The 25,042-nt window shown below is 71.4% G+C and carries 23 protein-coding genes and 1 pseudogene; 10 read left to right on the forward strand and 14 right to left on the reverse strand.

What is annotated here, in order from left to right; all coding sequences use genetic code 11:
- Positions 1 to 84 precede the first annotated feature (84 nt).
- Positions 85 to 1,572 (forward strand): protoporphyrinogen oxidase, encoded by a 1,488-nt coding sequence (gene hemG, locus ADX84_RS01725; RefSeq protein WP_049566252.1) that lies wholly within the window; start codon positions 85 to 87, stop codon positions 1,570 to 1,572.
- Positions 1,569 to 2,279, forward strand: a complete 711-nt coding sequence (hemQ, locus tag ADX84_RS01730; protein ID WP_049566256.1) for a hydrogen peroxide-dependent heme synthase — start codon at positions 1,569 to 1,571, stop codon at positions 2,277 to 2,279. The genes hemG and hemQ overlap by 4 nt, the downstream gene beginning before the upstream one ends.
- Before the next feature lie 89 nt (positions 2,280 to 2,368).
- Here hemQ and ADX84_RS01735 read toward each other — a convergent pair whose 3' ends face one another.
- The 3 genes from ADX84_RS01735 to msrB form a co-directional block, all read right to left on the reverse strand.
- Positions 2,369 to 3,229, reverse strand: coding sequence for a phosphatidylcholine/phosphatidylserine synthase (locus ADX84_RS01735; protein WP_049566261.1), 861 nt, complete (start codon positions 3,227 to 3,229; stop codon positions 2,369 to 2,371).
- Positions 3,216 to 3,884, reverse strand: a complete 669-nt coding sequence (locus ADX84_RS01740; RefSeq protein WP_049566265.1) for a phosphatidylserine decarboxylase — start codon at positions 3,882 to 3,884, stop codon at positions 3,216 to 3,218. The genes ADX84_RS01735 and ADX84_RS01740 overlap by 14 nt, the downstream gene beginning before the upstream one ends.
- A gap of 258 nt (positions 3,885 to 4,142) precedes the next feature.
- Complete coding sequence (gene msrB / locus ADX84_RS01745; protein ID WP_049566268.1) at positions 4,143 to 4,589, reverse strand: peptide-methionine (R)-S-oxide reductase MsrB; 447 nt, start codon at positions 4,587 to 4,589, stop codon at positions 4,143 to 4,145.
- Between the two features lie 251 nt (positions 4,590 to 4,840).
- Here msrB and ADX84_RS01750 point away from each other — a divergent pair.
- Positions 4,841 to 5,227 (forward strand): annotated as a pseudogene (locus tag ADX84_RS01750) (hypothetical protein); the annotation flags it as partial.
- 325 nt (positions 5,228 to 5,552) lie between these two features.
- Here ADX84_RS01750 and ADX84_RS01755 read toward each other — a convergent pair.
- The 5 genes from ADX84_RS01755 to ADX84_RS01775 form a co-directional block, all read right to left on the reverse strand.
- Positions 5,553 to 6,341, reverse strand: coding sequence for a GntR family transcriptional regulator (locus ADX84_RS01755; protein ID WP_049566338.1), 789 nt, complete (start codon positions 6,339 to 6,341; stop codon positions 5,553 to 5,555).
- A 165-nt stretch (positions 6,342 to 6,506) separates the two neighbouring features.
- Positions 6,507 to 7,310 (reverse strand): pyrimidine reductase family protein, encoded by an 804-nt coding sequence (locus tag ADX84_RS01760; protein ID WP_049566271.1) that lies wholly within the window; start codon positions 7,308 to 7,310, stop codon positions 6,507 to 6,509.
- A 119-nt stretch (positions 7,311 to 7,429) separates the two neighbouring features.
- On the reverse strand, positions 7,430 to 9,574 hold the full coding sequence (glgX, locus tag ADX84_RS01765) for a glycogen debranching protein GlgX (protein WP_049566275.1): 2,145 nt from the start codon (positions 9,572 to 9,574) through the stop codon (positions 7,430 to 7,432).
- 277 nt (positions 9,575 to 9,851) lie between these two features.
- Positions 9,852 to 11,483, reverse strand: coding sequence for an acyl-CoA dehydrogenase family protein (locus ADX84_RS01770; protein WP_049566277.1), 1,632 nt, complete (start codon positions 11,481 to 11,483; stop codon positions 9,852 to 9,854).
- Between the two features lie 148 nt (positions 11,484 to 11,631).
- Positions 11,632 to 12,300 (reverse strand): pyridoxal 5'-phosphate synthase, encoded by a 669-nt coding sequence (locus ADX84_RS01775; protein WP_049566279.1) that lies wholly within the window; start codon positions 12,298 to 12,300, stop codon positions 11,632 to 11,634.
- Positions 12,301 to 12,600: 300 nt separating this feature from the next.
- Between ADX84_RS01775 and ADX84_RS01780 the strand changes: the two genes are divergently transcribed.
- Entirely contained in the window at positions 12,601 to 13,782 is a 1,182-nt protein-coding gene (locus tag ADX84_RS01780) for an MFS transporter (protein ID WP_049566283.1), read from the forward strand.
- A gap of 105 nt (positions 13,783 to 13,887) precedes the next feature.
- Here the strand turns inward: ADX84_RS01780 and ADX84_RS01785 are convergent, their stop codons facing one another.
- The 5 genes from ADX84_RS01785 to ADX84_RS27060 all read right to left on the reverse strand — a co-directional run bounded on the left by ADX84_RS01785 (position 13,888) and on the right by ADX84_RS27060 (position 17,640).
- Entirely contained in the window at positions 13,888 to 14,679 is a 792-nt protein-coding gene (locus ADX84_RS01785) for a sirohydrochlorin chelatase (RefSeq protein ID WP_199776446.1), read from the reverse strand.
- The gene (locus ADX84_RS01790; RefSeq protein WP_049566289.1) at positions 14,676 to 15,377 is read right to left on the reverse strand and encodes a phosphoadenylyl-sulfate reductase; all 702 of its coding nucleotides are present in this window, start codon (positions 15,375 to 15,377) and stop codon (positions 14,676 to 14,678) included. The genes ADX84_RS01785 and ADX84_RS01790 overlap by 4 nt, the downstream gene beginning before the upstream one ends.
- Entirely contained in the window at positions 15,374 to 15,580 is a 207-nt protein-coding gene (locus tag ADX84_RS01795; protein WP_049566293.1) for a hypothetical protein, read from the reverse strand. The genes ADX84_RS01790 and ADX84_RS01795 overlap by 4 nt, the downstream gene beginning before the upstream one ends.
- 91 nt (positions 15,581 to 15,671) lie before the next feature.
- On the reverse strand, positions 15,672 to 17,369 hold the full coding sequence (locus ADX84_RS01800) for a nitrite/sulfite reductase (RefSeq protein ID WP_049566294.1): 1,698 nt from the start codon (positions 17,367 to 17,369) through the stop codon (positions 15,672 to 15,674).
- Positions 17,370 to 17,550: 181 nt separating this feature from the next.
- On the reverse strand, positions 17,551 to 17,640 hold the full coding sequence (locus ADX84_RS27060) for a putative leader peptide (RefSeq protein WP_338042027.1): 90 nt from the start codon (positions 17,638 to 17,640) through the stop codon (positions 17,551 to 17,553).
- A gap of 117 nt (positions 17,641 to 17,757) precedes the next feature.
- Between ADX84_RS27060 and ADX84_RS01805 the strand changes: the two genes are divergently transcribed.
- From ADX84_RS01805 to ADX84_RS01830, 6 genes are all read left to right on the forward strand, one after another.
- Positions 17,758 to 18,759, forward strand: a complete 1,002-nt coding sequence (locus ADX84_RS01805) for a YihY/virulence factor BrkB family protein (protein WP_049566297.1) — start codon at positions 17,758 to 17,760, stop codon at positions 18,757 to 18,759.
- A gap of 173 nt (positions 18,760 to 18,932) precedes the next feature.
- On the forward strand, positions 18,933 to 19,643 hold the full coding sequence (locus ADX84_RS01810) for a hypothetical protein (RefSeq protein ID WP_156208001.1): 711 nt from the start codon (positions 18,933 to 18,935) through the stop codon (positions 19,641 to 19,643).
- Between the two features lie 52 nt (positions 19,644 to 19,695).
- A complete protein-coding gene (locus ADX84_RS01815) occupies positions 19,696 to 20,103 on the forward strand; it encodes a hypothetical protein (protein ID WP_049566303.1) in 408 nt (135 codons plus the stop codon).
- Positions 20,100 to 20,861 (forward strand): hypothetical protein, encoded by a 762-nt coding sequence (locus tag ADX84_RS01820; protein ID WP_049566306.1) that lies wholly within the window; start codon positions 20,100 to 20,102, stop codon positions 20,859 to 20,861. The genes ADX84_RS01815 and ADX84_RS01820 overlap by 4 nt, the downstream gene beginning before the upstream one ends.
- Positions 20,862 to 21,248: 387 nt before the next feature.
- Positions 21,249 to 22,724, forward strand: coding sequence for a hypothetical protein (locus ADX84_RS01825; RefSeq protein ID WP_049566308.1), 1,476 nt, complete (start codon positions 21,249 to 21,251; stop codon positions 22,722 to 22,724).
- Between the two features lie 30 nt (positions 22,725 to 22,754).
- Positions 22,755 to 23,567 carry a hypothetical protein gene (locus ADX84_RS01830; RefSeq protein WP_049566311.1) on the forward strand — a complete coding sequence of 271 codons (813 nt, stop codon included), beginning with the start codon at positions 22,755 to 22,757 and terminating at the stop codon, positions 23,565 to 23,567.
- 91 nt (positions 23,568 to 23,658) lie between these two features.
- On the opposite strand, the gene ADX84_RS01835 is transcribed toward ADX84_RS01830, so the two are convergent.
- Positions 23,659 to 24,858 carry an MFS transporter gene (locus ADX84_RS01835; protein WP_049566314.1) on the reverse strand — a complete coding sequence of 400 codons (1,200 nt, stop codon included), beginning with the start codon at positions 24,856 to 24,858 and terminating at the stop codon, positions 23,659 to 23,661.
- Positions 24,859 to 25,042: the final 184 nt, after the last annotated feature.

A 25,042-nucleotide genomic window follows, 5' to 3' on the forward strand; every position in this document is an offset into this window, starting at 1 on the left:
TCCCCCGCGCCGTAACGGGACGGCAACGGCCGTCTTCGGGGACGTCGGATCACTGTGACGCGCGGCATCTGGGAAGCTGGTGACATGCCTGAAGCACCGCATGTCGTCGTGATCGGGGGCGGGGTCTCCGGACTCACCGCCGCGCACCGCCTGAACGGTCGGGGGGTCACCACCACGGTGGTCGAGGCCGCCGACGTCCCGGGGGGCAAGCTCCGCGCCTCGCCCGTGGCCGGTGTGTCCGTCGACGCCGGTGCCGAGGCGGTGCTCGCACGCCGCCCCGAGGCCCTCGACCTCTTCGGTGAGCTCGGCCTGGACGACCAGGTGGTGCACCCCGGGTCCGGTGGCGCGGCCATCTACAGCCGCGGCCGCGTCCGCTCCCTGCCCAAGGGGCAGCTCATGGGCGTGCCCGGGGACCTTCGGGCCCTGGCCCGCAGCGGGGTCCTCTCCCCGGCCGGAACCCTGCGCGCCGCCCTCGACCTGGTGTGGCCCCGCACCCCGGTGCGCTCCGACGTGCCCGTGGCCGCCTACGTCGGCGCACGCATGGGTCGTCAGGTGGTGGACCGCCTGGTCGAACCCCTCCTGGGAGGCGTCTACGCGGGACGGGCCGACGAACTCTCCCTGGACTCCACCCTCCCGCAGATCGCCCCTATGGCCCGCCGCGACCGCTCCCTGATGAGCGCCGTGCACACGAGTCTGAGCGGTCGGGGCGCGGCCCCCACCAGGTCCGGACCGGTCTTCGCCTCCCTGCGCGGCGGCGTCGCCTCACTCGTGGACGCGCTGGCGTCGCGGCAGAAGGACCTGCGGACCGGTACCCGGGCCCACTCCCTGGAGCGGGCCCCCGGGGGCTGGAGGGTGCGTCTGGAGGGCGCGGACGGGACGGTAGGCGAGGAGCGCGTCGACTGTGACGCGGTCCTGCTCGCCTGCCCCGCCCCCGAGGCCGCACGCCTGCTCGCCGACACCGAACCCGGGGCCGCGGGGGAACTGCGCCGGATCGAGTACGCGAGCATGGCGCTGGTGACCTTCGCCCTGCCCGCCGCCGCCTTCCCGCGCCCGCTCACCGGCACCGGCTTCCTGGTCCCGGCGGGCGAGGGACTGACCATCAAGGCGGCCACGTTCTCCAGCAACAAGTGGCCCTGGCTGGCCCAGGAGCTGGATAGGGTCAACCCGGGGGAGGACCTGCTGGTCCTGCGCTGCTCCATCGGCCGGTTCGGCGACGCGGGCGCGCTGCGCCGCTCCGACGAGGAACTGGCCCGAGCCGCCCTCGCGGACCTCGCGCACGTGACCGGTCTGCGCGGGACGCCGGTGCAGACCCGGGTGACCCGGTGGACGGACGGACTGCCGCAGTACGGGGTCGGCCACGCCGACCGGGTGGAACGGGTCCGGTCCGGTGTGCGACGCCACCGCGGGCTGGGTGTGTGCGGCGCCGCCTACGGGGGAGTGGGCATCCCCGCCTGTGTCGCCGACGCGAGCCTCGAGGCCGCGCGCCTGGCCGACACCCTCACCGACCACAGCCGCACCAGCGGCGGCGACCAGAGCGCCGCCGGACCGAACCAGCAAGGAGTCAACCCGTGACGGGGCAGCAGAACGAGGCCGTCGCCCAGGACGGCACCGACCTCAACAAACTCATCCGCTACACCATGTGGTCGGTCTTCCGGGTCGACGGCCTGGAGGGCGTGGACCGCGCCGCCGCCGCCGAGGAGCTCCAGGGCCTCCTCGACAAGGCCGCCGAGCAGGGCGTGACCACGCGCGGCAGCTACGACGTCCAGGGCTTCCGCGCCGACGCCGACATCATGTTCTGGTGGATCGCCGACACCCCGGAGCAGCTCCAGGGCGTCTACTCCGAGTTCCGCCGGACCCGGATCGGCCGCGCCGGCACCGCGGTGTGGTCGGTCATGGGCCTGCACCGCCCCGCGGAGTTCAACCGGGGCCACGTTCCCGCCTTCATGGCCGGGGAGGAGCCGCGCGACAACATCTGCGTGTACCCGTTCGTGCGCTCCTACGAGTGGTACCTGCTGCCCGACGACGAGCGCCGCGCGATGCTGGCCGAGCACGGCCGCATGGCCGCCCCGTACCCGGACGTGCGGGCCAACACGGTCTCCTCGTTCGGTCTGAACGACTACGAGTGGCTGCTGGCCTTCGAGGCCGACGAGCTGTACCGCATCGTGGACCTCATGCGCCACCTGCGCGGAGCCAAGGCCCGCCTGCACACCCGCGAGGAGCTGCCCTTCTACACCGGGCGCCGCAAGAGCGTGGCCGAGCTGGTCGACTCCCTGCCGTAACGCCCCGTATGACGAGGACGGCCCCCGCACCGTTGGGCGCGGGGGCCGTCCTTCGCTGTCGACACGCCGCAGACCGGCGTCCGCGAACGCTATTCGACGTGCGGGCCGACGTGCGGGCCGACGTGCGGGCCGATGTGCGGACCGACGTGCGGACCGACGTGCGGCGTCGCGCGACGTGTGGCGATCACGTAGAAGGGGAGCGAGACGATCGTGAGCAGCACCAGGGCGCTCATGAGGTAGATCAGCGCCTCACCGGCGGGCAGCCCCAGACCCCAGGCGGCGATGAAGGCCACGCCCGTGGCGAGCATGCCCAGCACCACGTAGATCCGCTTCCCACGCGGCTTCGGGTACTCCATCCGGCTGACCATCAGCCACGAGACGAGCAGCACCGCCGCGACCCCGGCCAGCAGCGGCGGGTCCAGCAGCACGATCGTCACCACGGCCATCGCCCCGAACGGGCACGGAAGTCCGGTGAAGTAGTTCGCGTCGGGGGCCTGGCAGGAGAACCTGGCCAGCCGGACGATCACCGCGAGCAGCACGGCGCCGCCCGCCAGCACGGGCAGCACTCCGGCGCCACCCGTGATGGTGCCCCACACCACGAAGAAGAACGCCGGGGCGAACCCGAAGCTGATCACGTCGGCGAGGTTGTCCAGTTCCGCGCCCATGCCGCTGCCGCCCAGCTTGCGGGCGACCCGGCCGTCGAGCACGTCGAGGGTGGCGGCGACGATCAACAGACCCACGGCCGTGGCCATGGCCGACTTCGGCAGCGGACCCGCCGCGCCCCCGGCCAGGTGCGCGGCCTGGGCCGTGGCCAGTGCCCACACCGCGAGGAACCCGCACAGGGCGTTGCCCAGCGTCAGGTAGTCGGCCACGCCGAGACGGAGCCGGGGCGCCTCACCGGAGAGGTCGGAGGCGGCCCGTGCTGCGGGGACGGTCTCAGTCGGCGTCAAGACGGGTTTCTCCGGCGCGGACCTTCTGGCCGACCTCCACCGCCGGGGTGACCCCGGTCGGAAGGTAGACATCGACGCGTGACCCGAACCGGATGAGGCCGATCCTCTCGCCTTGTTCGACCTTCTGCCCCGCAGCGAGATACGGGACGATACGCCGGACCAACGCGCCGGCGATTTGAACGACCGTGATCTCACCGATCTCGGTTTCAAGGGTCCAGATGACGCGCTCATTACGCTCGCTGTCCTTGTCGAAGGCGGGGCGGAAACCCCCGGGGCGGTGCTCGACGCCGGTCACGACTCCGGCGAGGGGCGCACGGTTGACGTGCACGTTGAGGGGGTTCATGAACACCGCGACCCTGATTCGCCCGTCGGGCTGGGGGTCGAGGCTCTGTACGACGCCGTCGGCCGCGGACAGTACCCGCCCGGTCGCCGGACCCCGGTTGGGGTCCCGGAAGAACCAGGTCATTCCCGCAGCCAGGGCGATCACCGGGGCGGCGACCACGGCCCCGGCCCGGGAACGCCGGGCGGACAGGGCGGCGACGCCGGCCGCGCCGAGCGCGGGCACCAGCCACGGGGCGGAACCCTGGGCCATGCCGAAGCGTGGTCTGGCCGGGGGGCGCGGGGAGACGGAGGAGGAAGGTGAGTCGTCGGTCATCGAGCGCTTTCGTCGCGGGTCGGTCGGTCGCCCGCACATCGGTTACCGCTGTGAGGGGTGAACCCGGCGAGGGCCGGGTTCGCGTGTGCGCGGTCACCGGGTGGGGTCCCGCCGCGCGCGCCCTCCGGTCGACTTCTGGCCGATCGTCGGTGCGCTGGTGAGATTATCGCCGATCCGGAGGGAACGGGGATCGGCTGGCATCCGGGGACGGTCCCGTTCGGGTGTCCGGGCGGTCCCCGACCCAGGATGCCATGCCGCCTACTCCGTGGGCTCCAGGGTGAGGGCGACGGAGTTGATGCAGTACCGGAGGTCCGTGGGGGTGTCGTACCCCTCGCCCTCGAAGACGTGACCCAGGTGGGAGGCGCAGGTGGCACATCGCACCTCGGTGCGCACCGTCCCGAGCGAGGCGTCCCTGTGCAGGGTCACGGCGTCGGTGTCGGCCGGGTCGAAGAAGCTCGGCCACCCGCAGTGGGAGTCGAACTTCTCGCCGGAGCGGAAGAGTTCGCTTCCGCACCCCCGGCAACGGTAGACACCGGTGGTCCTGGTGTCCACGTACTCCCCGGTCCAGGCGCGTTCGGTGCCCGAGAGGCGGAGCACGGCGTACTCCTGCTCGTTGAGGCGCTCGCGCCACTCCTGGTCGCTCCTGGGAAGGTCCCTGGGTGCCCCGCCGTTGGTGTCCGGGGCCTGGTCCGCTGCGTCAGCCATGGTGACGACGCTACCCGGAAACGCGCTCCGGTGCCGACAGGGGACACGGTGTGAAGAAAACGGGCTTAAGCCCACTCTTCAGGTAAATCATCCTTAAAAGCCACATACGCCTAACTTCACCTTCGATGACGTTCGGTGGTCAAACATGCGGGTAGGGGCTCCTGCAGGGGTCAGTGATCGAGGGCACTGAGGCAGGTGGCATGGCTGTTACAGCTCAAGAGGCACTCGGAGTGAGCAAGCGGCCTCTGCGCGTGGGCAGGATCCGGTACGGACTGTGGTGGTTGGACCAGACCACCGCCGGACCACGGTCACGGGTGCGGGTCGTCGGGGACGGCGCTGCCCGCGTGGGCCGGAGAGTGGGACGGGAACTGCGCTGGGCCGCCGAGCTCAGCCTGCGTTCCACCGTCGCCGGAATCGAGTACGCGCGGCCGGAGCCCTGGGGCGACCGCAAGCTGTTCGGGCTGGTGACGGCGATCGCCGTCGGAGCCCTGGTGGTGGCGGTAGTGCTGGGGATGGGCATGGCGCAGTGGGCGATGACCTCGTCCAACACCATGTTCTTCGCGGCGGCCGGGGCCGTGGCGGTGGGACTCACCCTCCTACCGCTCTCGTACCTGGTCTTCGTCTCCCGTCGCGGTCGAGCCCCGAGCGCGGAGACGGAGAGCTCGAGCGAGGGGACTCCACACGGTGAGGTTCCGAGCGAGGTGGTCCCGGTCGTGGTGCGTCCGCGCGTGGGCGACCACCTCACGGGGGCCCCGAGCGGGGAGTCCGTGACCGCGCGGAGTCCGAGCGCGAGCGTCACAAGGTAGCGACGAACGGCGGGCCGTGTCCGGTCCGCCACGAGAGAGCGAGGGGCGCCCCACACGGGGCGCCCCTCGCGTCTTCCCCAGGTGGGGAGGGTGCACGATCAACGGGCGCGGGGGCGCGCGTGACCCGAGGCGGGGCGGGGACGCCTCCGGGGAGTGTTCAGGCGTCGAAGTCGTACTGCAACACGTACGCCGAACCGTCCATGGTGATCTCGTTGAACTCCACTGGCCGGTGATCGGCGGTCAGCGCGGTCCGGGCCACCTCCAGCACGGGGGTGCCCGGGGCCAGGTTCAGCTCCTCCGCCTCCTCGGGTGTGGGCATGCGCACCCGGATCTCCTCGGTGAAGTGGGCGGGGGCGTGGCCGAGTTCCGCGAGTCGCGCGTAGATGCCTCCGGGGCCGCTGTCCTCGGCCCGGACCCGGCGCGCGGCGGGGGCCTCCTCCCGTCCCGCCCACAGGTGCGGGGGCAGGTGTGAGACGGCGCTCTGCACCGGTCGGCCGTCCACGAGGTAGAGACGGGAGCGGCGCACCACGGTGGACCCCTCGTCCAGGTCCAGAGCCCTCAGGACGTGGTCGCACGGGACGAGCTCGTCGACGGCGAGCCCCGCCACCTCGTACCCCCGTGTGCCGCCGTCGGTCTGCCAGATGGACCGTCCGGCACCCCACAGGTCCTTCGAGAGGCGTCGGGCACCGTGTCTTCGCAGGGGGCGGAAGGCGCGCACGTAGATGCCGGACCCGCGCACGGCCACGGCCAGGCCCTCGTTGATGAGCACGGACAGGGCCTGCCGGGCGGTCGCCCGGGCGACGCCGTGGCGCTCCATGAGGGCGTTCTCCCCGGGGAGGCGGTCGCCGTCGGCGTACCGTCCGGAGCGGATCCGTCCTCGTAGTTCCTCGGCTATCTCCCGGTACACCGGAGGGGACCCGTTCTCGGACGTCGGCACCACGTTCATCCTCTCGCCCAGGGGCCGCACCGGTGAGCCCCGCCGGTGCGGTGTGTCCATTCGGAGTGCCTCCCTAGGGAGGCACACAACGGGTATGTCCGGTTGCGGGATGGTTCATGCGTCGTTGTGGGGTGGCCGAAACCGAGCGGTTACGGGGAGGACCCGCGCGGCGCCCTATTCCCTCAGGTAACGCGTGAAGAGGTGGCCCTGCGCCTCCAACAGGTGCGCCATCCGCACGGGTGTGCTCCTCGCGGAGGTGCGCTCCAGGGTGCCGGGCGTCCCCGGGCCGCCGGTGACGATCCGGGGCGAGCCCGCGCCGAGCAGGTGCGGGCTCACCGTCAGACAGAGCTCGTCCAGCAGCCCCGCCGCCACGAACTCCGCCAGCAGGTGCGGGCCGCCCTCGGTCAGCACCCGGTACAGACCGCGCTCGGCCAGGGCGTTCACGATGTGCTCGGGTCCCACCGATACGCCGTCGACCACCACGAGGTCGGCGTGCTCGGCCACGAACTCCCGGAGTTCGGCGGGGGCGTCCGCGACGGTGAACACGATCGTGCGGGCGTCGTCGGGCGCCGTGGTGAGCAGCTCCGCGTCGAGTTCGAGCGAGCGCGACACCACCGCGATACGGGGCGTGGACGGACGGCCCTCACGCAGCCGATCCCACACCTCGCGCGGACGCACCGGGCGGTAGCCCTCCTTGCGTGCGGTCGCGGCGCCGACCAGGACGACGTCGCACAGCCCGCGCAGCAGTCCCATGACCCTGCGGTCGGGGTCGGAGGACAGGTCGCGGCTGCGCCCCGAGGGGCCGATCGCCCCGCCGTCGGCGCTGGCGACCATGTTGGCGCGCACCCAGGGCCGGTCCAGGGCCAACGGATAGGCGTAGGCCTCGGCCAGGTCCACGTCGGTGTTGCCGGGGACGGGCAGGAGTTCGCGGAAGCGGGCGGGCTCCGGGGCGGGACCCGCGCTGTGTGTGCTCGACATGGTCACCCAGGTTAGGGGTGCGGGACGGGCGCACGGCGTAGGGCCGGGTCCCGTCGCGGGTCCCCGGCCCCTCCCCGGGCCCCTCCGGTACCGGGGAGCCGTCCCGGACGGGTGCCCGGTCAGCCGTGGCGGTGCGAGACGCGCCTCAGCAGCGTCAGGGCGCGGTCGATCACCCGGACGGGTCCGCCCGCCGTGACGAACGGACGCCCCTCCACGTCCGGATCGGCGGTGTCCAGCACGGTCTCCCAGGCCATGCCGTACTCGGTGCCCGGAAGCTTGAACTCCACCGTTTCGGGGCCGCTGTTGAGCAGCAGCACGAAGGAGCTGTCGCGGATGCGGCGCCCACGCGAGTCGGGCTCGGTGATGGCGTCCCCGTTGAGGAACACTCCCAGCGCCCGCTCACCGGTGTCCCAGTCGTCACCCTCCATGGTCGAGCCGTCCGGTCGCAGCCACGAGATGTCCGGGAGACCGTCCGCCCCCGCTTTGGCGCCCTCCACCGGGCTGCCCTGGAAGAACCGTCGGCGCCGGAAGACCGGGTGTTCGCGACGCAGCCGCGCCAGGTCGCGCACGTAGGCCAGGAGGTCGTTGCCGGGGTAGTCGCCGGTGAGCCCCGCCCCCTCCCAGTCGATCCAGGCGATCTCGTTGTCCTGGCAGTAGGCGTTGTTGTTGCCGCCCTGGGTACGCCCGATCTCGTCCCCGTGCGAGATCATCACCACGCCCTGCGACAGGTACAGGGTGGTGAGGTAGTTGCGGACCTGCCTGCGGCGCAGCGTGAGGATCGCGGGATCCTCGGTGGGGCCCTCCACGCCGTGGTTCCAGGAGCGGTTGTCGTCCGTGCCGTCCCGGTTGTTCTCTCCGTTGGCCTCGTTGTGCTTGTCGTTGTAGGAGACCAGGTCGGCCATGGTGAAGCCGTCGTGGCAGGTGATGAAGTTGATCGAGGCGACGGGGCGGCGCCCGTCGTCCTGGTACAGGTCGCTCGATCCGGCGAGCCGCGAGGCCAGTTCGCCCTTGACCGGCTCGCCGCGCCAGAAGTCGCGGACGGTGTCGCGGTACTTGCCGTTCCACTCGGTCCACAGCGGCGGGAAGTTCCCCACCTGGTAGCCGCCCGGGCCCACATCCCAGGGTTCGGCGATCAGCTTGACCTGGGAGATCACCGGATCCTGCTGGACGATGTCGAAGAACGTGCTCAGCCGGTCCACGTCGTGGAACTCGCGGGCCAGGGCCGAGGCGAGGTCGAAGCGGAACCCGTCCACGTGCATTTCCAGGACCCAGTAACGCAGCGAGTCCATGATGAGCTGCAACGAGTGCGGGTGGCGCACGTTCAGGCTGTTCCCGCAGCCCGTGTAGTCGAGGTAGTAGCGCTGGTCCTCGTCGCTGACCCGGTAGTAGCCGAGGTTGTCGATGCCCCGCCAGGACAGCGTGGGGCCCATGTGGTCGCCCTCGGCGGTGTGGTTGTAGACCACGTCGAGCAGCACCTCGATGCCCGCCTCGTGCAGCGACTTCACCATGGCCTTGAACTCCTGCACCTGTTGGCCGCGCGAACCGCGCGCGGCGTACCCGCTGTGCGGAGCCAGGAAGGCCAGGGTGTTGTAGCCCCAGTAGTTCGTCAGCCCACGGGCCACCATCGCGTGCTCGGGCACGAAGTGGTGGACGGGCATCAGCTCGACGGCGGTCACCCCCAGCGAGGTGAGGTAGTCGATGACCTCCGGGTGGGCCAGGCCCGAGTAGGTGCCCCTCTGGTGTTCCGGGATGGCCGGATGGCGCATCGTCAGCCCGCGCAGGTGCGCCTCGTAGATCACCGTCTGGTGGTACGGGGTGTTGGGGCGCGTCTCGTTGCCCCAGTCGAAGAACGGGCTGACCACCACGCACTTGGGCACGTATCTCGCGCTGTCGGCCGTGTTCTTTCGGTCCGGGTCGGCGAAGTGGTAGCTGAAGAGCGACTCGTGCCAGGTGAGGTCGCCGTTGAGCGCCTTCGCGTAGGGATCGGTGAGCAGTTTGTTCGGGTTGCACCGCAACCCCTGGTCGGGAGCGTAGGGGCCGTGGACGCGGTACCCGTACTGCTGTCCCGGACCGATGCCGGGCAGGTATCCGTGCCAGACGAAGCCGTCGTATTCGGTCAGGGGTATGCGGGTCTCTTCGCCGTCGTCGTCGAACAGGCACAGGTCCACCTGTTCGGCCGCCTCGGAGAAGAGCGAGAAATTGGTGCCGGAACCGTCGTAGGTCGCACCGAGCGGATAGGAACTACCTGGCCACACTTCCACCATAGGCGTCGTCAGTCTCTAGGTTTCAGGGCCCGTAAGGGCGTTTTTGATGGTGACGACTTCTTTCTTCCGCTTCGGCCGCGGAAGTATGCCGAACTGGGCCGATGTTCGTTCTCGGGTGCCCGTTCTGCGTTTTCTGCGGCTTATGTGAGCGACGGTGAAAGGGGTGGGAATGGTGTCGGTGGGGTTTGGCCCGTGAACCAGCGGTGCCGACCGTCCCACCAGGGGAGCGGTCGGCACACGGGTCACGGCGTCGGCCTGCGGAGGCGGAGCCCGACGATCAGCGCCGGGGCCGCGCCCGGTCCAGGATCAGCTCCGCGTCCACGCCCCTGGGCAGCGTCCCGAACACGTGTCCCCACTCGCCGCCCAGCCGGGACACGGTGAACGCCTCGGCCACCGGGGTGGGCGCGTAGCGCAGGAGCACCGACGCCTGGAGAGTCAGCGCCATCAGTTCCACCACGGCGCGGGCCCGGTACTGGACCTCCTCCAGATCGCCCAGGGCCTGACCCAGCCGCTTCAGGGCGGCGTCGTAGTGGTCGTCGGAGCCCGCGGCGGTGCCGAGTTCGGCCATAAAGGCCTCCACCGCTTCCGGCGCCCTCGCCATCGCCCGGAGCACGTCCAGTGCGGCCACGTTGCCCGAGCCCTCCCAGATGGAGTTGAGCGGCGAGTCCCGGAACAGGCGGGGCATGCCCGACTCCTCCACGTACCCGTTGCCGCCCAGGCACTCCAGGGCCTCCGCCGCGTGCACCGGCTGGCGCTTGGTCACCCAGAACTTGCCCACGGCCACGCCCAGGCGGCGGAAGGCGGCCTCGCCCTCGTCGCCGCGCACCGCGCGGTCCACCGAACCGGCCAGGCGGGTCATGAGCGCGGTGGCGGCCTCGGACTCCAGGGCGAGGTCGGCCAGGACGTTGCGCATGAGCGGCTGGTCCACGAGCGGTGAGCCGAAGGTGCTCCGAGTTTCGGCGTGGTGCAGGGCCTGCACCACGGCGGCGCGCATACCCGAGGCGGAACCGATCACGCAGTCCAGCCGGGTGCTGTTGACCATCTCGATGATGGTGGGCACGCCCCGGCCCGGCTCGCCGACCGCGTGGGCCACGGCACCGTCGTACTCCAGCTCGGCGGAGGCGTTCGACCTGTTGCCCAGCTTGTCCTTCAGCCGCTGGACGAACATCCGGTTCCGGGAGCCGTCGGGCAGAACACGCGGCACCAGGAAACAGGTCAGTCCCTCGGGAGCCTGCGCGAGGGTCAGGAAGACGTCGCTCATGGGCGCGGAGGTGAACCACTTGTGACCGGTGAGCAGGTGGTGACCCTCGGGCGTGGGCACGGCCCGCGTGGTGTTGGCTCGCACGTCCGAGCCGCCCTGCTTCTCGGTCATCGACATGCCCGCGAGGAGGCCCCGCTTGGTCAGCGGCGACCGCAGCCCGAAGTCGTAGGAGCGCGCGGTGAGCAGCGGCTCGTACCGCGCGGCCAGCTCGGGGGAGTGACGCAGCGCCGGGACGGAGGCGTAGGTCATGGAGATCGGACAGCCGTGACCGCTCTCCGCCTGCGACCACAGGAAGAACTTGGCCGCTCGGGCCACGTGGGCGCCCTCACGCTCGTCCGCCCAGGGCGCGGCGTGCAGACCGTGTTCCACGGCCTGGTCCATGAGCACGTGGTAGGCGGGCTGGTAGTCGACCTCGTCCACGCGGTGGCCGTAGCGGTCGTGGGTGCGCAGGACCGGAGGATAGGCGTTGGCGGACTCGCCCCACGCGCGCACGCGCTCGGATCCCGCCGCGTCTCCGATCTCGCGGACGTCGGCCTCAGCCCAGCCCGCGCCCTCGCGGCGCAGGCCCTCCAGGAGGGCGGGGTCGTCGGCGGCGCTGTAGTCACCGAGCGGAGTGGCCTGGTTGAACACTTCGTGTGTGTCGGGCATTCCGGCTCCGATCCTGGTTCGGGGGTGGGGCGGGTGCGGGAATCCTATCCCTGCCCGGAACCCCCGACCGAAGCCGGTTCGGTGACGTCTACGCGACGCCCTTCCCCGGTCCGCTCCTGCTCAGGCGCACGGACGCGGGGCGAACGGTTCAGGGCCACAGGAGTCCGCGCTCCCACGGGGCCGAGACGTCCTCGCGCCGGTACCGCAGACGGGTGTGGCGCCGGTCGGGGTCCGCCTGCCAGAACTCGATCTCGGTGGGCGCGAGCCGGTACAGGCCCCAGTTGTCGGGCACCAGTCCGGGGTCGGCCTCCAGCCGGGCGCGGCTCTCCTCAGCGGTCGTGTGGATGGTCTCCAGGCTGTCCAGGGGCTGGCTCTGGCGTCCGTGCAGGCCCGCCACCCGGCCCTCCAACGAGCGGGCTGTGAAGTCGGCCGCGCGCTCGTCGGGCCCGGCCAGCTCCACGGGGCCGCGCAGGCGTACCTGACGCCCCTGGAGCCCCCAGAAGAAGAGGAGCGCGGCCTTCGGGTTCCGTGCGAGTTCCCGACCCTTGACGGAGGTCGTGGTGGTCGCGAACGACCACCCGTCGGCGGTGAGGTCCTTCAGGATGAGGACGCGCGCGGAGGGCGTCCCGTCGGCGTCGGCCGTGGCCACCGTCATCGCGTGCGGTTCGGGCACGCCCGCCTCGATGGCCTCGCCCAGCCACTCCACGAACAGGTCCACCGGGTCGTCCGGGGCGGCGGAGGGGTCGAAGGTAGCCATGGGCCCCGCGAAGACCCGCAGTCCTCGCAGCATGTCCCGGATTCCGTCCCGCCCGGTCATCGCCCACTCCGTCCGCTCGGTTCCAGTACCCCGAACCTACTCAACCGGGGCCGGGAACGGACGCCGACCGCCCGAAACTTCGGCTGCCTCCGCTTGGTCGACCGCGCACGGCTTCGCCGACGCTGGCCCCGAGGAAACCCGCCGCCACCCGGGAGCGGCCCACCCCGGACCCCCGGTAGGCCTCCCTGACCGGCCCCTTCGATACGATGCCCGACGCCGTACGACACCCCGCTCATGCCATCATCCCGTCACGGGACGAATCCGCGAGGTGTCCACACAGGACACGCCGCGAGGGGGACCATGACGGACTCGGGACCGACGGAACGCTCCCGGTGGCTCTGGGGACTGCTGGGCAGCGTGGTCCTGACCCACACCGCGCTCAACCTCGTCCGTCCCCTCATCTCCTACCGCACCATCGCCGTGGGCGGGGACGCCGTCGAGGTCGGGCTGGTCACCGCCGCCTACGCACTGCTTCCGCTGGTGATCGCGGTGTCCCTGGGCCGCTTCACCGACCGCGCGGCCCGCATCGCCTGGATCGCGGGTCTGGGCTCGGTCATCCTGGCCGTGGGAAGCCTGTTCCTGGCCGGTTCCGGTGGGCTGCTCGGTCTGGCCCTGGCCAGCACGGTCGTGGGTGTCGGGCACCTGCTGTGCATGGTCTCCGCTCAGGCACTCATCGCCCGTTACTCGCGCCCCGAACACCTGGACCGCGACTTCGGCTGGTTCACCGCCGCCGCCTCCCTGGGCCAGCTCGCCGGACCACTGATCTCCGGGGCCATCCTCGCCGACGCCTCGGGAGCGGAACTGCTCTCCGCGACCTCCACCGCGCTGCTGGTGGCCGGGGTCGTCGCCGCCCTCGGAGTCCTGCCGCTGATCCCCCTGGCGCGGCTGCGCCCGATGAGACGCACCGCCGAGCAGAGGGCCGCGCCCCCGGTCCCCACCAGGGACCTCCTGCGCCGCCGCCGCATGCCCTCGGCACTTTTCACCAGCCTGGCGCTGCTGACCGCAGTGGACATCCTCACGGCCTACCTGCCGCTCATCGCCGAGAGCCGTGGCCTGTCCCCGATGCTCGTCGGCGTCCTGTTGAGTATGCGCGCCGGTGCCTCGCTGCTCTCACGCCTCACACTGCCGTGGATGCGGCGCCGGTGGTCGCGCAGGGCGCTGGTCGTCACCAGCACCGCCGTGGCCGCGGTCGCGCTCACCCTGGTGGCGCTGCCCCTGGGCGGGTTCGCCGTCCTGGCGGTGGTGTTGGTCGTGGGCGGCTTCCTGCTCGGTCTGGGGCAGCCCCTGACCATGGCTCAGGTCGCCACCCTGGCCCCGGAGGGGTCCCGAGGGGCGGCCCTGGCCCTGCGCATCTGGGGCAACCGCGTGGGCCAGGTCGCCGTACCGGCCGCGGCCGCCGGCGTCGCGGGCGCGGTGGGAGCCCCGGGCGCGCTGCTGTTCTCCGCCGTGATCCTGCTCGCCGCGGCCGTCACCGCCGCCTGACCCGGCCGCCGCCTGATGCGGCCGTTGGCCGTCCCTCTCGCCGGGGCGCCGCCGGTCGGGAACACGTGAGGGCGGGCGGCACCTTGGCCGCCCGCCCTCGACCCCTCACGGGCGTGCCGCAGACTCCCGCACGTCGGCGTGCCGGGCCGCGACCGCCGCGTCGTAGCGCTCCAGCGCCACACGGGCGAGCTCGGGCACGTCTCCGAGGGAGTCGGCGACCACGGACGCCCCCGCCGCAGTCGACTGCTCACGCACCCGGTCGGAGAAGAAACCGGGAGCCAGCAGGTAGCCGCTCACCGCCACGCGGCGGTGGCCGCGTTCCAGCAGCTCCCGCACCGCCCGGCCCGGGCTCGGCTCGGACGCCGAGGCGTAGGCGGCCACCACCTCGCCCCACGGGCCCCGTTCCGCGAGCTCGCGCGCCATCGACCGGATCACCGCGTTGGCCCCGGCGTCACTCGACCCGGCCGAGGCCAGCACCAGCGCGGTCCCCGGCTCGGCGTGGGCCCCTGCCTCGGCCAGACGCCGTTCCACCGCGTCCAACAGCAGCGGGTGCGGGCCCAGTGTGTCGGCGTAGTGCAGCCGCAGCCACGGGCCGCGCTCACGCGCCCGGTCGAGCACCGAAGGCAGGTCCACCTTGCTGTGGAAGGCCGCCGTCAGCAGGGCGGGCAGGACCACGACCTCACCGGCCCCGCCGGAGGCCAGCTCGTCCAGGGCCTCCTCGGCCGCGGGGGCCACGTGGTCCAGGAAGGACAGGCGCACGTCCAGCCCGGGCCGCAGGGCACGCACCCGATCGAAGACGGCCGAGACCGCCTGGGCCGACCTCGGGTCCCGGCTTCCGTGCGCCACCGCCAGAAGCGGGACCGAGGTGCCCGGTCGGTGCCCCGCACCGGCGCTCATACGTGGATTCCGCACTCGGTCTTGCCGGTCCCGGCCCAGCGGCCGCTACGGGGGTCCTCGCCCGGCTCCACGCGACGGGTGCACGGCTCGCAGCCGATCGAGGGGAAGCCGTCGTACTGCAGCGGGTTCACCATGACCCCGTGCTCGGACATGTAGGCGTCCACCTCCTCCTGGGTCCACCGGGCGATCGGGTTGACTTTGGTCATCCGCCGACGCCGGTCCCACTGCACCACCGGGGTGTCCCGGCGGGTCACCGAGTCCTCCCGGCGCAGCCCCGTCAGCCACGCCGAGTACGGCTCCAACGCCCGCTGGAGGGGTTCCACCTTGCGCAGGTGGCAGCAGATGCCGGGGTCGCGCCCGTGCAGCCGGGGGCCCAGAGCCAGGTCCTGCTCGGCCACGGTCCGCAGCGGCTCCACGGTGATCAGGTTGACGTCGTACACGGAGGCCACGGCGTCACGGGTGCCGATGGTCTCGGGGAAGTGGTAACCGGTGTCCAGGAAGATCACGTCGATCCCCGGAGCGGCCTTGGACGCCAGGTCCACCATGAGCGCGTCCGCCATGGAGGAGGTCATGCAGAGTTCGGAGCCGAAGGTCTCGGCCGCCCAGGCGATGATCTCCGGCGCCGAGGCCTCCTCCAGTTCTCGGGCGGCCCGCTCGGCCAGCTCCGGTCCGCCGGTCTCGGTGATGGTGGCGTTCATTCGCTGCCTTCCGTCGGTCTGGAGGGGGCTCCGCCCGCGGAGAACGAGGCGGAGCGCAGGCCCACGTACTTGACTCGGAACACCCGGGCGCACGACAGGCAGGCCCAGGGGTAGCCCTCACCCTTGACGGCGGCGCCCTCCTCGGGCATCAGGTCCTCGTCGCCGCAGTAGGGGCAGTAGTAAGGCGCGGCCCTTTCGGACACGGCGCACCTCTTCCTTCCGGTGGACCCGGCCCGGGTGAGGGGGTCGGGCGGGCCCGGGCGCGCACCGCCCGGGCCTCTGGGTGTCAGGTGGTCACTTCAGGTCCGCGTCGTCGGCGCGGCCCGCCCAGGCAGCGAAGTTCTCGCCGTCCTCGCGCTGCTCCTGGAAGCGCCGGAGCACCCGCTCGACGTAGTCGGGGAGATCGTCGGCGGTCGTCTTCAGCCCGCGGATCTTCTTGCCGAAGGCCTGGGTCAGCCCCATGCCGCCGCCCAGGTGGATCTGGTAGCCCTCCACCTGCTCACCCCGGTCGTTCATGACCAGCTGGCCCTTGAGACCGATGTCGGCGACCTGGATACGCGCGCAGGAGTTCGGGCAGCCGTTGACGTTGATGGTCACCGGCTCCTCGAAGTCCGGAAGCCGCTTCTCCAGCTCGTCGATGAGTGTGGCCGCGCGGCCCTTGGTCTCCACGATCGCCAGCTTGCAGAACTCGATGCCGGTGCAGGCCATGGTCTGACGGCGGAACACGCTCGGGTTGACCTGGAAGTCCTCGGCCTCCAGCGCGGCCGTGATCGACGGGACCCGCTCCTCCTCGATGTCGAGGATGACCAGCTTCTGGTCGGCGGTGGTGCGGATGCGGTCCGACCCGTGCTCCTCGGCGATCTCGGCGACCCGCAGCAGCGAGGCGCCCGAGACCCGGCCCACCTTGGGCGCGAAGCCCACGTAGAAGCGTCCGTCGCGCTGGCGGTGCACGCCCACGTGGTCGCGGCGCACCCCCGGGTCCAGCACGGGACCGGGGCCGTCGGGAAGCGCGTAGCCGAGGTACTCCTGCTCCAGGACCTCCCGGAACCTCTCCGCGCCCCACTCCTTGATGAGGAACTTGATCCGGGCACGGGTGCGCAGGCGCCGGAAACCGTAGTCGCGGAAGATCCCGCAGACCCCGGCCCACACCTCGCTCACCTGGTCCGGGCGCACGAACGCGCCCAGCCGCTGCGCGAACATCGGGTTGGTGGACAGACCGCCGCCGACGAACAGGTCGTACCCGGCCTCTCCCGCCTCGTCGCGCACGCCCACGAAGGCGATGTCGTTGATCTCGTGGTTCACGCAGTGCACGGTGCACCCGGACAGCGACGACTTGAACTTGCGGGGCAGGTTCGAGTAGAGCGGACTGCCGATGTGCTCGTCGTAGATCTGCTCGATCTGCGGGGTGGGGTCCAGGACCTCGTCCTCGGCCACCCCGGCCAGCGGGCAGCCCAGGATCACGCGCGGGGTGTCCCCGCAGGCCTCCGTCGTGGACAGCCCCACGGACTCCAGCTTCTCCCAGATCGCGGGGACGTCCTCCACGCGGATCCAGTGGTACTGCACGTTCTGCCGGTCGGTGATGTCTGCGGTGTCGCGCCCGTAGTCACGGGAGATCTCCGCGACCGCGCGCAGCTGGGCCGCCGACAGCTGGCCGCCGTCGATGCGCACGCGGAGCATGAAGTAGCGGTCGTCCAGCTCCTCGGGCTCCAGCACGGCCGTCTTGCCGCCGTCGATGCCCGGGGCACGCTGGGTGTAGAGGCCGAACCAGCGGAAGCGCCCACGGAGGTCGGCCGGGTCGATGGAGTCGAACCCGCCCTTCGCGTAGACGTTGATGATCCGATCGCGGACGTTGAGCCCGTCGTCGTTCTTCTTGTTCTCCTCGTTCTTGTTCAGCGGTTCGCGGTAGCCGAGGGCCCACTGGCCCTCACCACGGCGGCGCTTGGGTTTGGCTGCCGTGGGTGGCTTGCCGGGCTGCGCGGAAGAGGGAGGCATCGCGGGTGTCTCCGTTGGGGTCGCGGGGTGCTCACGATCCCGGCGCCCGCACCACTGGCCCGTGGACACCGCACGTCGTCGTGGCTGGTGTCACGGGTGAAGCCCGTGTGGGAGTTGAAGGAAGAGGGGGAGCGCCGGGGCCGCGCGCACCCCTGAGGGTGCGTCAAAAGGCGGCGAGAAGTTATCCGACGCTGCAACAGATGGCGCTGCTGACCCGCAGGAAGTCCACGTGGCGGCGCACGCGGAGCATGGGGTCGAGAACAGCGTTCATGTTTCGAGAATGGCACGGGCGTCCGGCGCTTGTCCAGGCGTGCCGATCGGGCCCGAATGTGAGTCACGTCATGCCGCGATGGTGCCGACCGTCCTGAGGAGCGCTAACGTTCTCCCTGTGGTGGGATTCTGGGAAAGCCTGTGGCGCATGGTCGACGCCTGGCTCAGACGCCATCCCGTCTTCCACAGCGGCACGCTGCTCGTGCTGCGCACCATCCGGGCCTTCTCCCGTGACCGGGTCGTCGGCCTGGCCGCCGAGTCGGCCTTCTTCGCACTGATCTCCCTCCCCGCGCTGTTGCTCTGTCTTCTCGGCGCTCTGGGGCCGCTGGCCATGGTGTTCGGGGAGGACCTCGTGGTGGAGATCCGCGAGTGGATGCTGGACCTGGCGGCGCGCATCCTCACTCCCGCCACCGTCGAGAGCGTGGTGGAGCCGCTGGTCGACGACTTCCTCGGCGGCGTCCCGGGCGGTGTCCTCTCCGTCACCTTCCTGGTGTCCCTGTGGTCGGGTTCGCGGGCGATGAACGTCTTCATCCGCTCCATCACCATCTCCTACGGCCTGGACGAACTGCGCGGCTGGCTGTGGCAGCGGGTGCTGGCCTTCTTCGCCTACCTGGGAGGGCTGCTGTTCGCGGTCCTGTTGCTGCCGGTGCTGGTGGCCGGCCCCGACATCGTCCACGATCTGCTCCCGCTCACCGTCGGTCACCTCAACCTCTTCTACTGGCCGCTGGTGGCCCTGCTCGTCACCGCCGCCGTCACGTTGCTCTACGCGCTCAGCGTCCCCGTCCGCACCCCGCTGTGGCGGCACCTGCCCGGGGCGCTGCTGGCCACCCTCGTGCTCCTGGCCGGTTCGGCCGGCCTGCGCGCCTACCTGGACGCCTCCTTCGGACAGGTGAGCATCTACGGCTCGCTGTCCGCCCCCATCGCGATCCTGGCGTGGCTGTACGTCATGGCGATCGCCGTGCTGGTGGGGTCCTCGCTCAACTCCGAGATCGACGCCCTGTGGCCCACGGTGCGCACCGCCCCCGCCCGCGCGGAACTCGCCAACCGCCACTTCGAGCGGGCCGACCGGCTCGCCCAGCGGCGGGAGCAGGCGGTCATCGACACCCTCAACGGGCGCTGACCAGAAACGGCCAAAGGGACCGTTAAGACGGGAATGTCAGTATTTTGACTGTGTCCGGCGGGAGGCCGCGAACCCGCCGCCCCGAGCCTGGACAGTCCCCTGAAAGGCCCCCAGTGCCCTCCCCCTCCGGGCCCCCGATCCACGCGTCCTCGCGCCTCGGAATCGGTTCGATCGTGTCCGCGATTCTCTGCGTCACCCTGTGGTTCACCCTCACCACGGGTCACCCCCTCCACCACGGCTCCACCAACCTTCTCGCCCTGGCCTTCTCCAGCCTGGGCGTCCTGTACCTGGCGGCCCTGCCCCAGCGCCCCGGAGCGCCCTCGGCGCGACCGGAACAGGCCGTCGCCTTCGTCTGGATGCCGTGGCTGTTCGCGGTGATCCCCCTGTCCCTGGTGTTCTCCGAAACGGGGCTCCTGCCGTGGCTCTGGCCGCTCCTCCTGCTTCCGCTCACGGCTCTGGTTCTGGCCTTCCTCGCCACCCGGGCCCACCGCCGCCCGGTTCCGGAGGCACCCCGCGGGTACTCGACGGCCGCCTCACAGAGCTTCTGCGCCGCCACCGTGGCCGCCGCTCTGGTGAGCTTCATGCTGTACACGATCCTCACCAACGGATCCATCAACCAGAGCCGACCCTTCTTCGTGCTCATGCTGTTCGCTCTGGTGGCGGTGCTGGTCGGGCAGATCCTCGTGGTGATCGCCCCGGCCCTGCCCGGCCGGTTCTCCGGGACAGCGAGGCCGCCGCTCGTCAGCGTCGTCTTCGTGTGGCTGGCCTGGCCCATGGCTCTGGTCGCGGCGCTGCCAGCCGCACTGAACCTGATCCACCCGGTCGGAGTCCCGTCACTCTGGCCCCTCGCCCTGTTCCCACCGCCACGGGCTTCGCTGTCCTGAGCACCCGTGCCTACCTGAGGGAACGCACCGAATCCGGGAAGGAGGACGACAGATGAGGGGCTCGTACCTGTTGGGCCTGTACGCCTACCTCGGGACCCTGGCCGTCACGCCCACCTCCGGTGGGCACCTGCACTTCACCAGCGCGGGGATCCTCGCCGTGCTGCTCCTCTTCGCGGTCGGTCACGCCTTCGAGTGCGCACGCACGCAGCCGCCGCGGGCGACGAGGGACAAGCCGGGGAACTGGGGCATGGGCGTCGCCTGGGCGGTGTACCCGGCTCTCCTCGCCGTCGCCGTCTGGAGCCTGTCCTGGCACCAGACCTGTGGCCCGGTCCCGGTGCTGGTGGTCTGCCTCGTCTCCTACGCGCTGTCCTTCGTGCTCCGTGTCCGCGAGAACCGCGCCATCGCCTCCCTGGGGCAGAACGGGCTCCGGGCTCCGGCGCCGCTGGGGGAGGGCCGATGAGACTCTCCGCCGTGTTCCTCGTGGGCAGCATCCTCTCCCTGGCGACGGCCTTCTTCCTGGGCTTCTGGGGTCCTCCGTTCGTCGTCGTGCACATCGTCGGGTGTGTCCTCGGCGCCATGTGCGTGTTCCTGGTCCGGATGGCGTTCCTGGTCTCGCCCGCCGAGGACGAGCGGGAGCGGCGCGAGGCTGGTGACCTCCACCGACTGCTGTTCGGCATCGGGTCACACCTCCTGTGCGGGCCGCTCCTGCTCGTCACTGTGGCCACCATCGTCTGGCGCGGATCCTGGGAGGTGTTCTACCTCTTGGCGTTCACCGTCCCCCTGTACGCCCTGGCGATCGTCTGCCAGGTGCGGGAGTCCGGGGAGACGCCCCCGGCCGGGCCGGGACCGATGATCGTCGGCTGGGGCGCGCAGGTGACGCCGGCTCCGGGGTGGGCCGTTCTCTACCTGAGCGTTCCCCTCCAGCGCCCGGGGGGACTGAACACGCTGAACCCGCGGTTCCAGGTGGACGGCGAGAACGTCGTCAGTCTGGCGGCGGGCCAGTGGGCGACGGTCGTGGTGGCTCCGGGGCGGCGCCGGGTCCGCGCTCTCCTCGACCTTCAACGCTCGGCGCCGCTGGAGGTCGACCTGCGTCCCGGGGAGGAGGCGCACGTCGAGCTGCGTTACTGGCCCAACCCGTTGACGAGCGGAGGGCGTCGGACACTGGACCTGCACAGGGTCGGCGCACGCGACCCCCGTCCGTCCACGCGACCTGCGTGAGTGGTGGGAGTCAGGTTCAACCGAGGACCCCCTGGCCAGATCCGGCCAATTTCGGCGTGAACCTGATCGCCTTTTGGGGTGTCCTCTCCAGCGTGAGCAAGTCGCGCAGGGCGGGTCCCGTGACCTCCTCCGCAAGTCACAGCAGGTCACCGGTCCCGTAGGGCGAACTCGAACAGGTGGGGCGGGGCTGGTGCCCGGTTCCTTCTCGATGAAACGGAGTGAACATCCTCTGAGACGGTCAGTATCATCACGTGCAGCATTGACTACTCGTGTGCCGTTTAACCCCCGCTTGCGGATCCCGTCGCGCCGCGACCGGCCGTCATCGCTGATCGTCCCCCTGCTCCCGTACACGAACAGGTTCACGTTCCCCATGCCTTCGGAGGCACCATGAGCCGGGCGTCCCGTCCGGAGCACCCCCGGCCAACCGCGGTCATCGTCATCGCGCCCGACGAACTCAGCGCCGAGATCGTCATCGAGGGACACCGCCAGGTCGTGAGCGGCCTGGCCCCCAAGGAGACGCGGCGCGCGGCGCTGGACGTCGCCACTGGCTACGCCGCCAGGATCGGGCAGCCGGTACTGGTCGACGCGCGTGACGCCAACGGTTACTGGCGTCTGGTCGCGACCCCCTCGGGGGTCGTGCAGGCGGCGGACCAGGCTCTCTCGGACCGCCCGCAGCCGCCCATCCCGGGCACGCCCCAGGCCGGTCAGACGCCTCCGGGACGTCCTCCGGCAGCCAAGAAGGAGAGAGGCGGGGGCAGGAAGGTCCTCATCGGGGGAGCGGCGGTGCTCGCTCTGCTGCTCGTCGTCGGGGGCGGGGTGGTCGTCACCCGGTTCCTGCCCTCCGTCTCCACGGCGACGGAGGACGACGGGGCCGACGACACCGCGGTCGCCCTGGAGTTCGAGGCCCCGCCGGGGTACGCGCCCACGGTCGACTTCTCCGAGGAGCTCGCTCCGGAGACCCAGCCCGGGATCAGCCGTGACGGTTCGTACCTGGCCTACATCGACCCCGAGGAGCAGCTCAACCTGCTCGCCGACGACGGCTCGCGCGAGTGGTCGGTGGAACTGCCCTTCGAAGCGGGTGCCGGGCTCGGCGCACCCCGGTTCGTGGAGTACGGCGGCGAGGACGCCGTCGCGATGGAGACCGCCGACACCCTGTGGTTCTGGCCCGTCTCCGGCGTCAGCCCCACCAGCATCACGCTCCCCGAGTCCGGCTCCGCCCGGTACGCGGGCGACTCCGTCCTGGTCCGCACCGACGAGACCTCCTACCTGCCCATCGACGGCGAGCTGGAGGAGTTCGAGGCTCCGGGCAGCTCGGAGCCGATGCTCGCGGCCGACGACCGCGCCCTGACCGCCGTGGTGAACGGCCCCTGGCAGTGGGTCGAGCCCGGCGGCGAGGAGCGGGAGGTCCACGCGGACCGTCCCGACGGCGCCGGTGACATGGAGGGCGTGGTCACCGCCCTGCGCGAGTACGTCATCGTCCGATGGGAGGCGCAGCGGGGCGACGGCTCGATCCTGGCCTTCCACGACCGCGAGGACGGCACCCCGCTCGGCGCGGCGGAGATCGAGGAGGACGCCCTGGAGGGCGTCAGCCACCTCTCCGCGCCCATCGGCGTCGACCTGGTCGCCTACGGCCCGGTGCTGTTCTCCCCGGCCACCGGTGAGACCACCGTGGTCGCGGGCTTCACCCCCGAGGCGACGGTCGGTGCCCAGGTCTTCGGTGAACTGGACGGCGAACGGGTGGCGCTGGACGCCGCCGGTGAGCCCTCCGAGGTTCCCGAGGACACCCAGACTCCGCGCGGCCTTCTCGGCGACCGCGCGGTGGTGGTCCATGAGGGCCACCTGTATGCCATCCCCCCTGAGTAGTTCAGTTCGCAAGCGAAAGAAAGGAGTGGGATGTCCCTTAAGAAGCGGGTCTTCACGGTCACCGCGGCCGGCCTTTTCATGGCTGGTTTCTCGGTGACTCCGGCCTTCGCGGCCGAGACCGCGGACGAGACCATCCCCGATGTCACGCCTGAGGCCGCCCCGGTGGCGGTCCAGGAGTCGGCTCCGGCCCCCGCGGCTGACCCCGTGGTCGAGGTCGCTCCCATCGTGGAGCAGGCCTTCGAAGAGGTCACCACGTTCCCGGCGTTCGACTTGCCGCCGCTCTTCCCCGACCCGGGTGACGACGGTGAGGAGCCGGGCAACCCGGACCCGGGCCCGATCGATCCCCCGGACCCGGGTGACGGCGGCGACCCCGGTGACGGGGAAGGCGAGGACCCGGGCGGCGACGACGGTGACGACGGTGGCACCCCGCCCGGTGACGGCGATGGTGGCGACGACGGTGGCACCCCGCCCGGTGACGGCGGCGGTGGCGACGACGGTGGCACCCCGCCCGGTGACGGCGGCGGTGGCGACGACGGTGGCACCCCGCCCGGTGGCGGCGATGGTGGCGGCGACGGTGGCACCCCGCCCGGTGGCGGCGACGGTGGAGGCACCGACCCGGACCTGGGCACCGGCCCCGGTGACAACGGCCAGCCGCCCAACGCCAACGCCCCCGGCGCCAAGACCCCGAGCGGTCCGGCTCCGGTCGCCGGTGACACCACCGGTGGCGAGCTCGCCGCCACGGGCGTCGACATGTCGGGCTTCGTGCTCGGCGGCGCCGTCGTGGCCGGTATCGGTGCTCTGGCCCTCTGGGCCGGCAGCCGCCGTCCGGGCATGGCTGAGTAACACCGCGTCCGTTCCCACGTCCGCGTGGGTCTGACGTGTGGAAGGGCCCCGTCCGCCGGAGGAATCCGGTGAACGGGGCCCTTTCGTGTCCTCAGGTCCGTGGACGCAGCGCCGAGGCGAGCATGAAGGCAGCCACCCCCGCCGCCGCGATGGCCCAGAGCGCGCTGCCGAGTGTGAGCGAGTCGGCGAGGAAGCCCACCAGGGGAGGGAAGGCCAGGAACCCGGCCCGGCCCAGCCAGCCCACCACCGTCACCCCGTCGCCGGTGCGCACCCCCGGGATGTTCCCGGCCGCGGCCAGTGTCAGCGGGAACAGCGTGGACACGCCCAACCCCATGACACCGAAACCGATGATGGTGGTCACCGGGTGCGGCAGGAGGAGGGCGAGAGCCAGCCCACCGGCGGAGAGCAGACCGCAGGCGTGTCCCACCGCCGCCGCTCCGAACCGGTCGGTCACCCGGTCGCCGACCAGGCGGCCCACCGTCATCATCGCCTGGCAGGCCACGAACGGCATGGCGGCCAGGAAGAGCGGCGCGCCCAGTTCCGTGCTCATGTACACCGCCCCCCACGAGGCCGCGGAGTCCTCGATGCCCCCGGCCATCATCAGCATCACACCCAGCATCACCAGCAGCAGGAGTCCCTTGACCGGGATGCGGACGCGGCTCCCGTCGTGGCCGTTCACCCCGTCCGCCCGCTCGCTGTTCTCGGGCCCGGGCAGCAGCATGCGGCTGATGGCGAGGTTCACGACCACGAGCACGACCGTCACCCCGGTCAGGTGCCAGAGGATCGGCACCCCGGAACCGGCCATGGTCGCGCCGAGCAGCCCACCGGCGACCGCCGCCAGGCTCCACACGGCGTGGAAGGTGTTGATGATGCTCCGTCGGTAGCGGCGCTGCACGCGAAGACCGTGGGAGTTCTGTGCCGAGTCGGTCCAGGCGTCAGCGGAGCCCATGACGAAGAGCGCGGCGGCGAGCATCCACCAGTTCTGCGCCAGAGCGATGAATGGAAGCGCTCCCAGCGAGACCAGACTGGTTCCCACGGCGGTCCGTCCGCTGCCGAACCAGTGGATCAGCGGCCCCGCGAGCATCCCGGTGAGGATCGCCCCGAACGGCATCGCCGCGATCGCCAGCCCCAGCTCCGCGTTGGTCAGCCCCAGATCGTCCTTGATCACCGGCAGCCACGGAACGGCGTTCGTGTACGTGAACCCGTTGACGAAGAACAGGGCGGACACCGCGACCCGAGCGCGCCTGGCCTCGGGAGGGGGTCCGGTGGACTTGTCGGTCTGCGCGTTCAAGGAGGGCTCCAGGGTTCGTTTCGATGCGTGCGGATGTTATCCGGCGCGCAGGTCCGACGGGCAGTCTTTTTCCCGGGTGCGCGGACACCGGGCTTGCCATGCGACCCCGAGCCGTTTTACATAGGGGGTCCGCCCTCGTCAACGTGGAATCCCTGAGGTCCCACCAGCCCCGGCTCTCCCCCCC

The organism is Nocardiopsis sp. SBT366, from assembly GCF_001083815.1.
GTDB classification, from domain to species: Bacteria; Actinomycetota; Actinomycetes; order Streptosporangiales; family Streptosporangiaceae; genus Nocardiopsis; species Nocardiopsis prasina.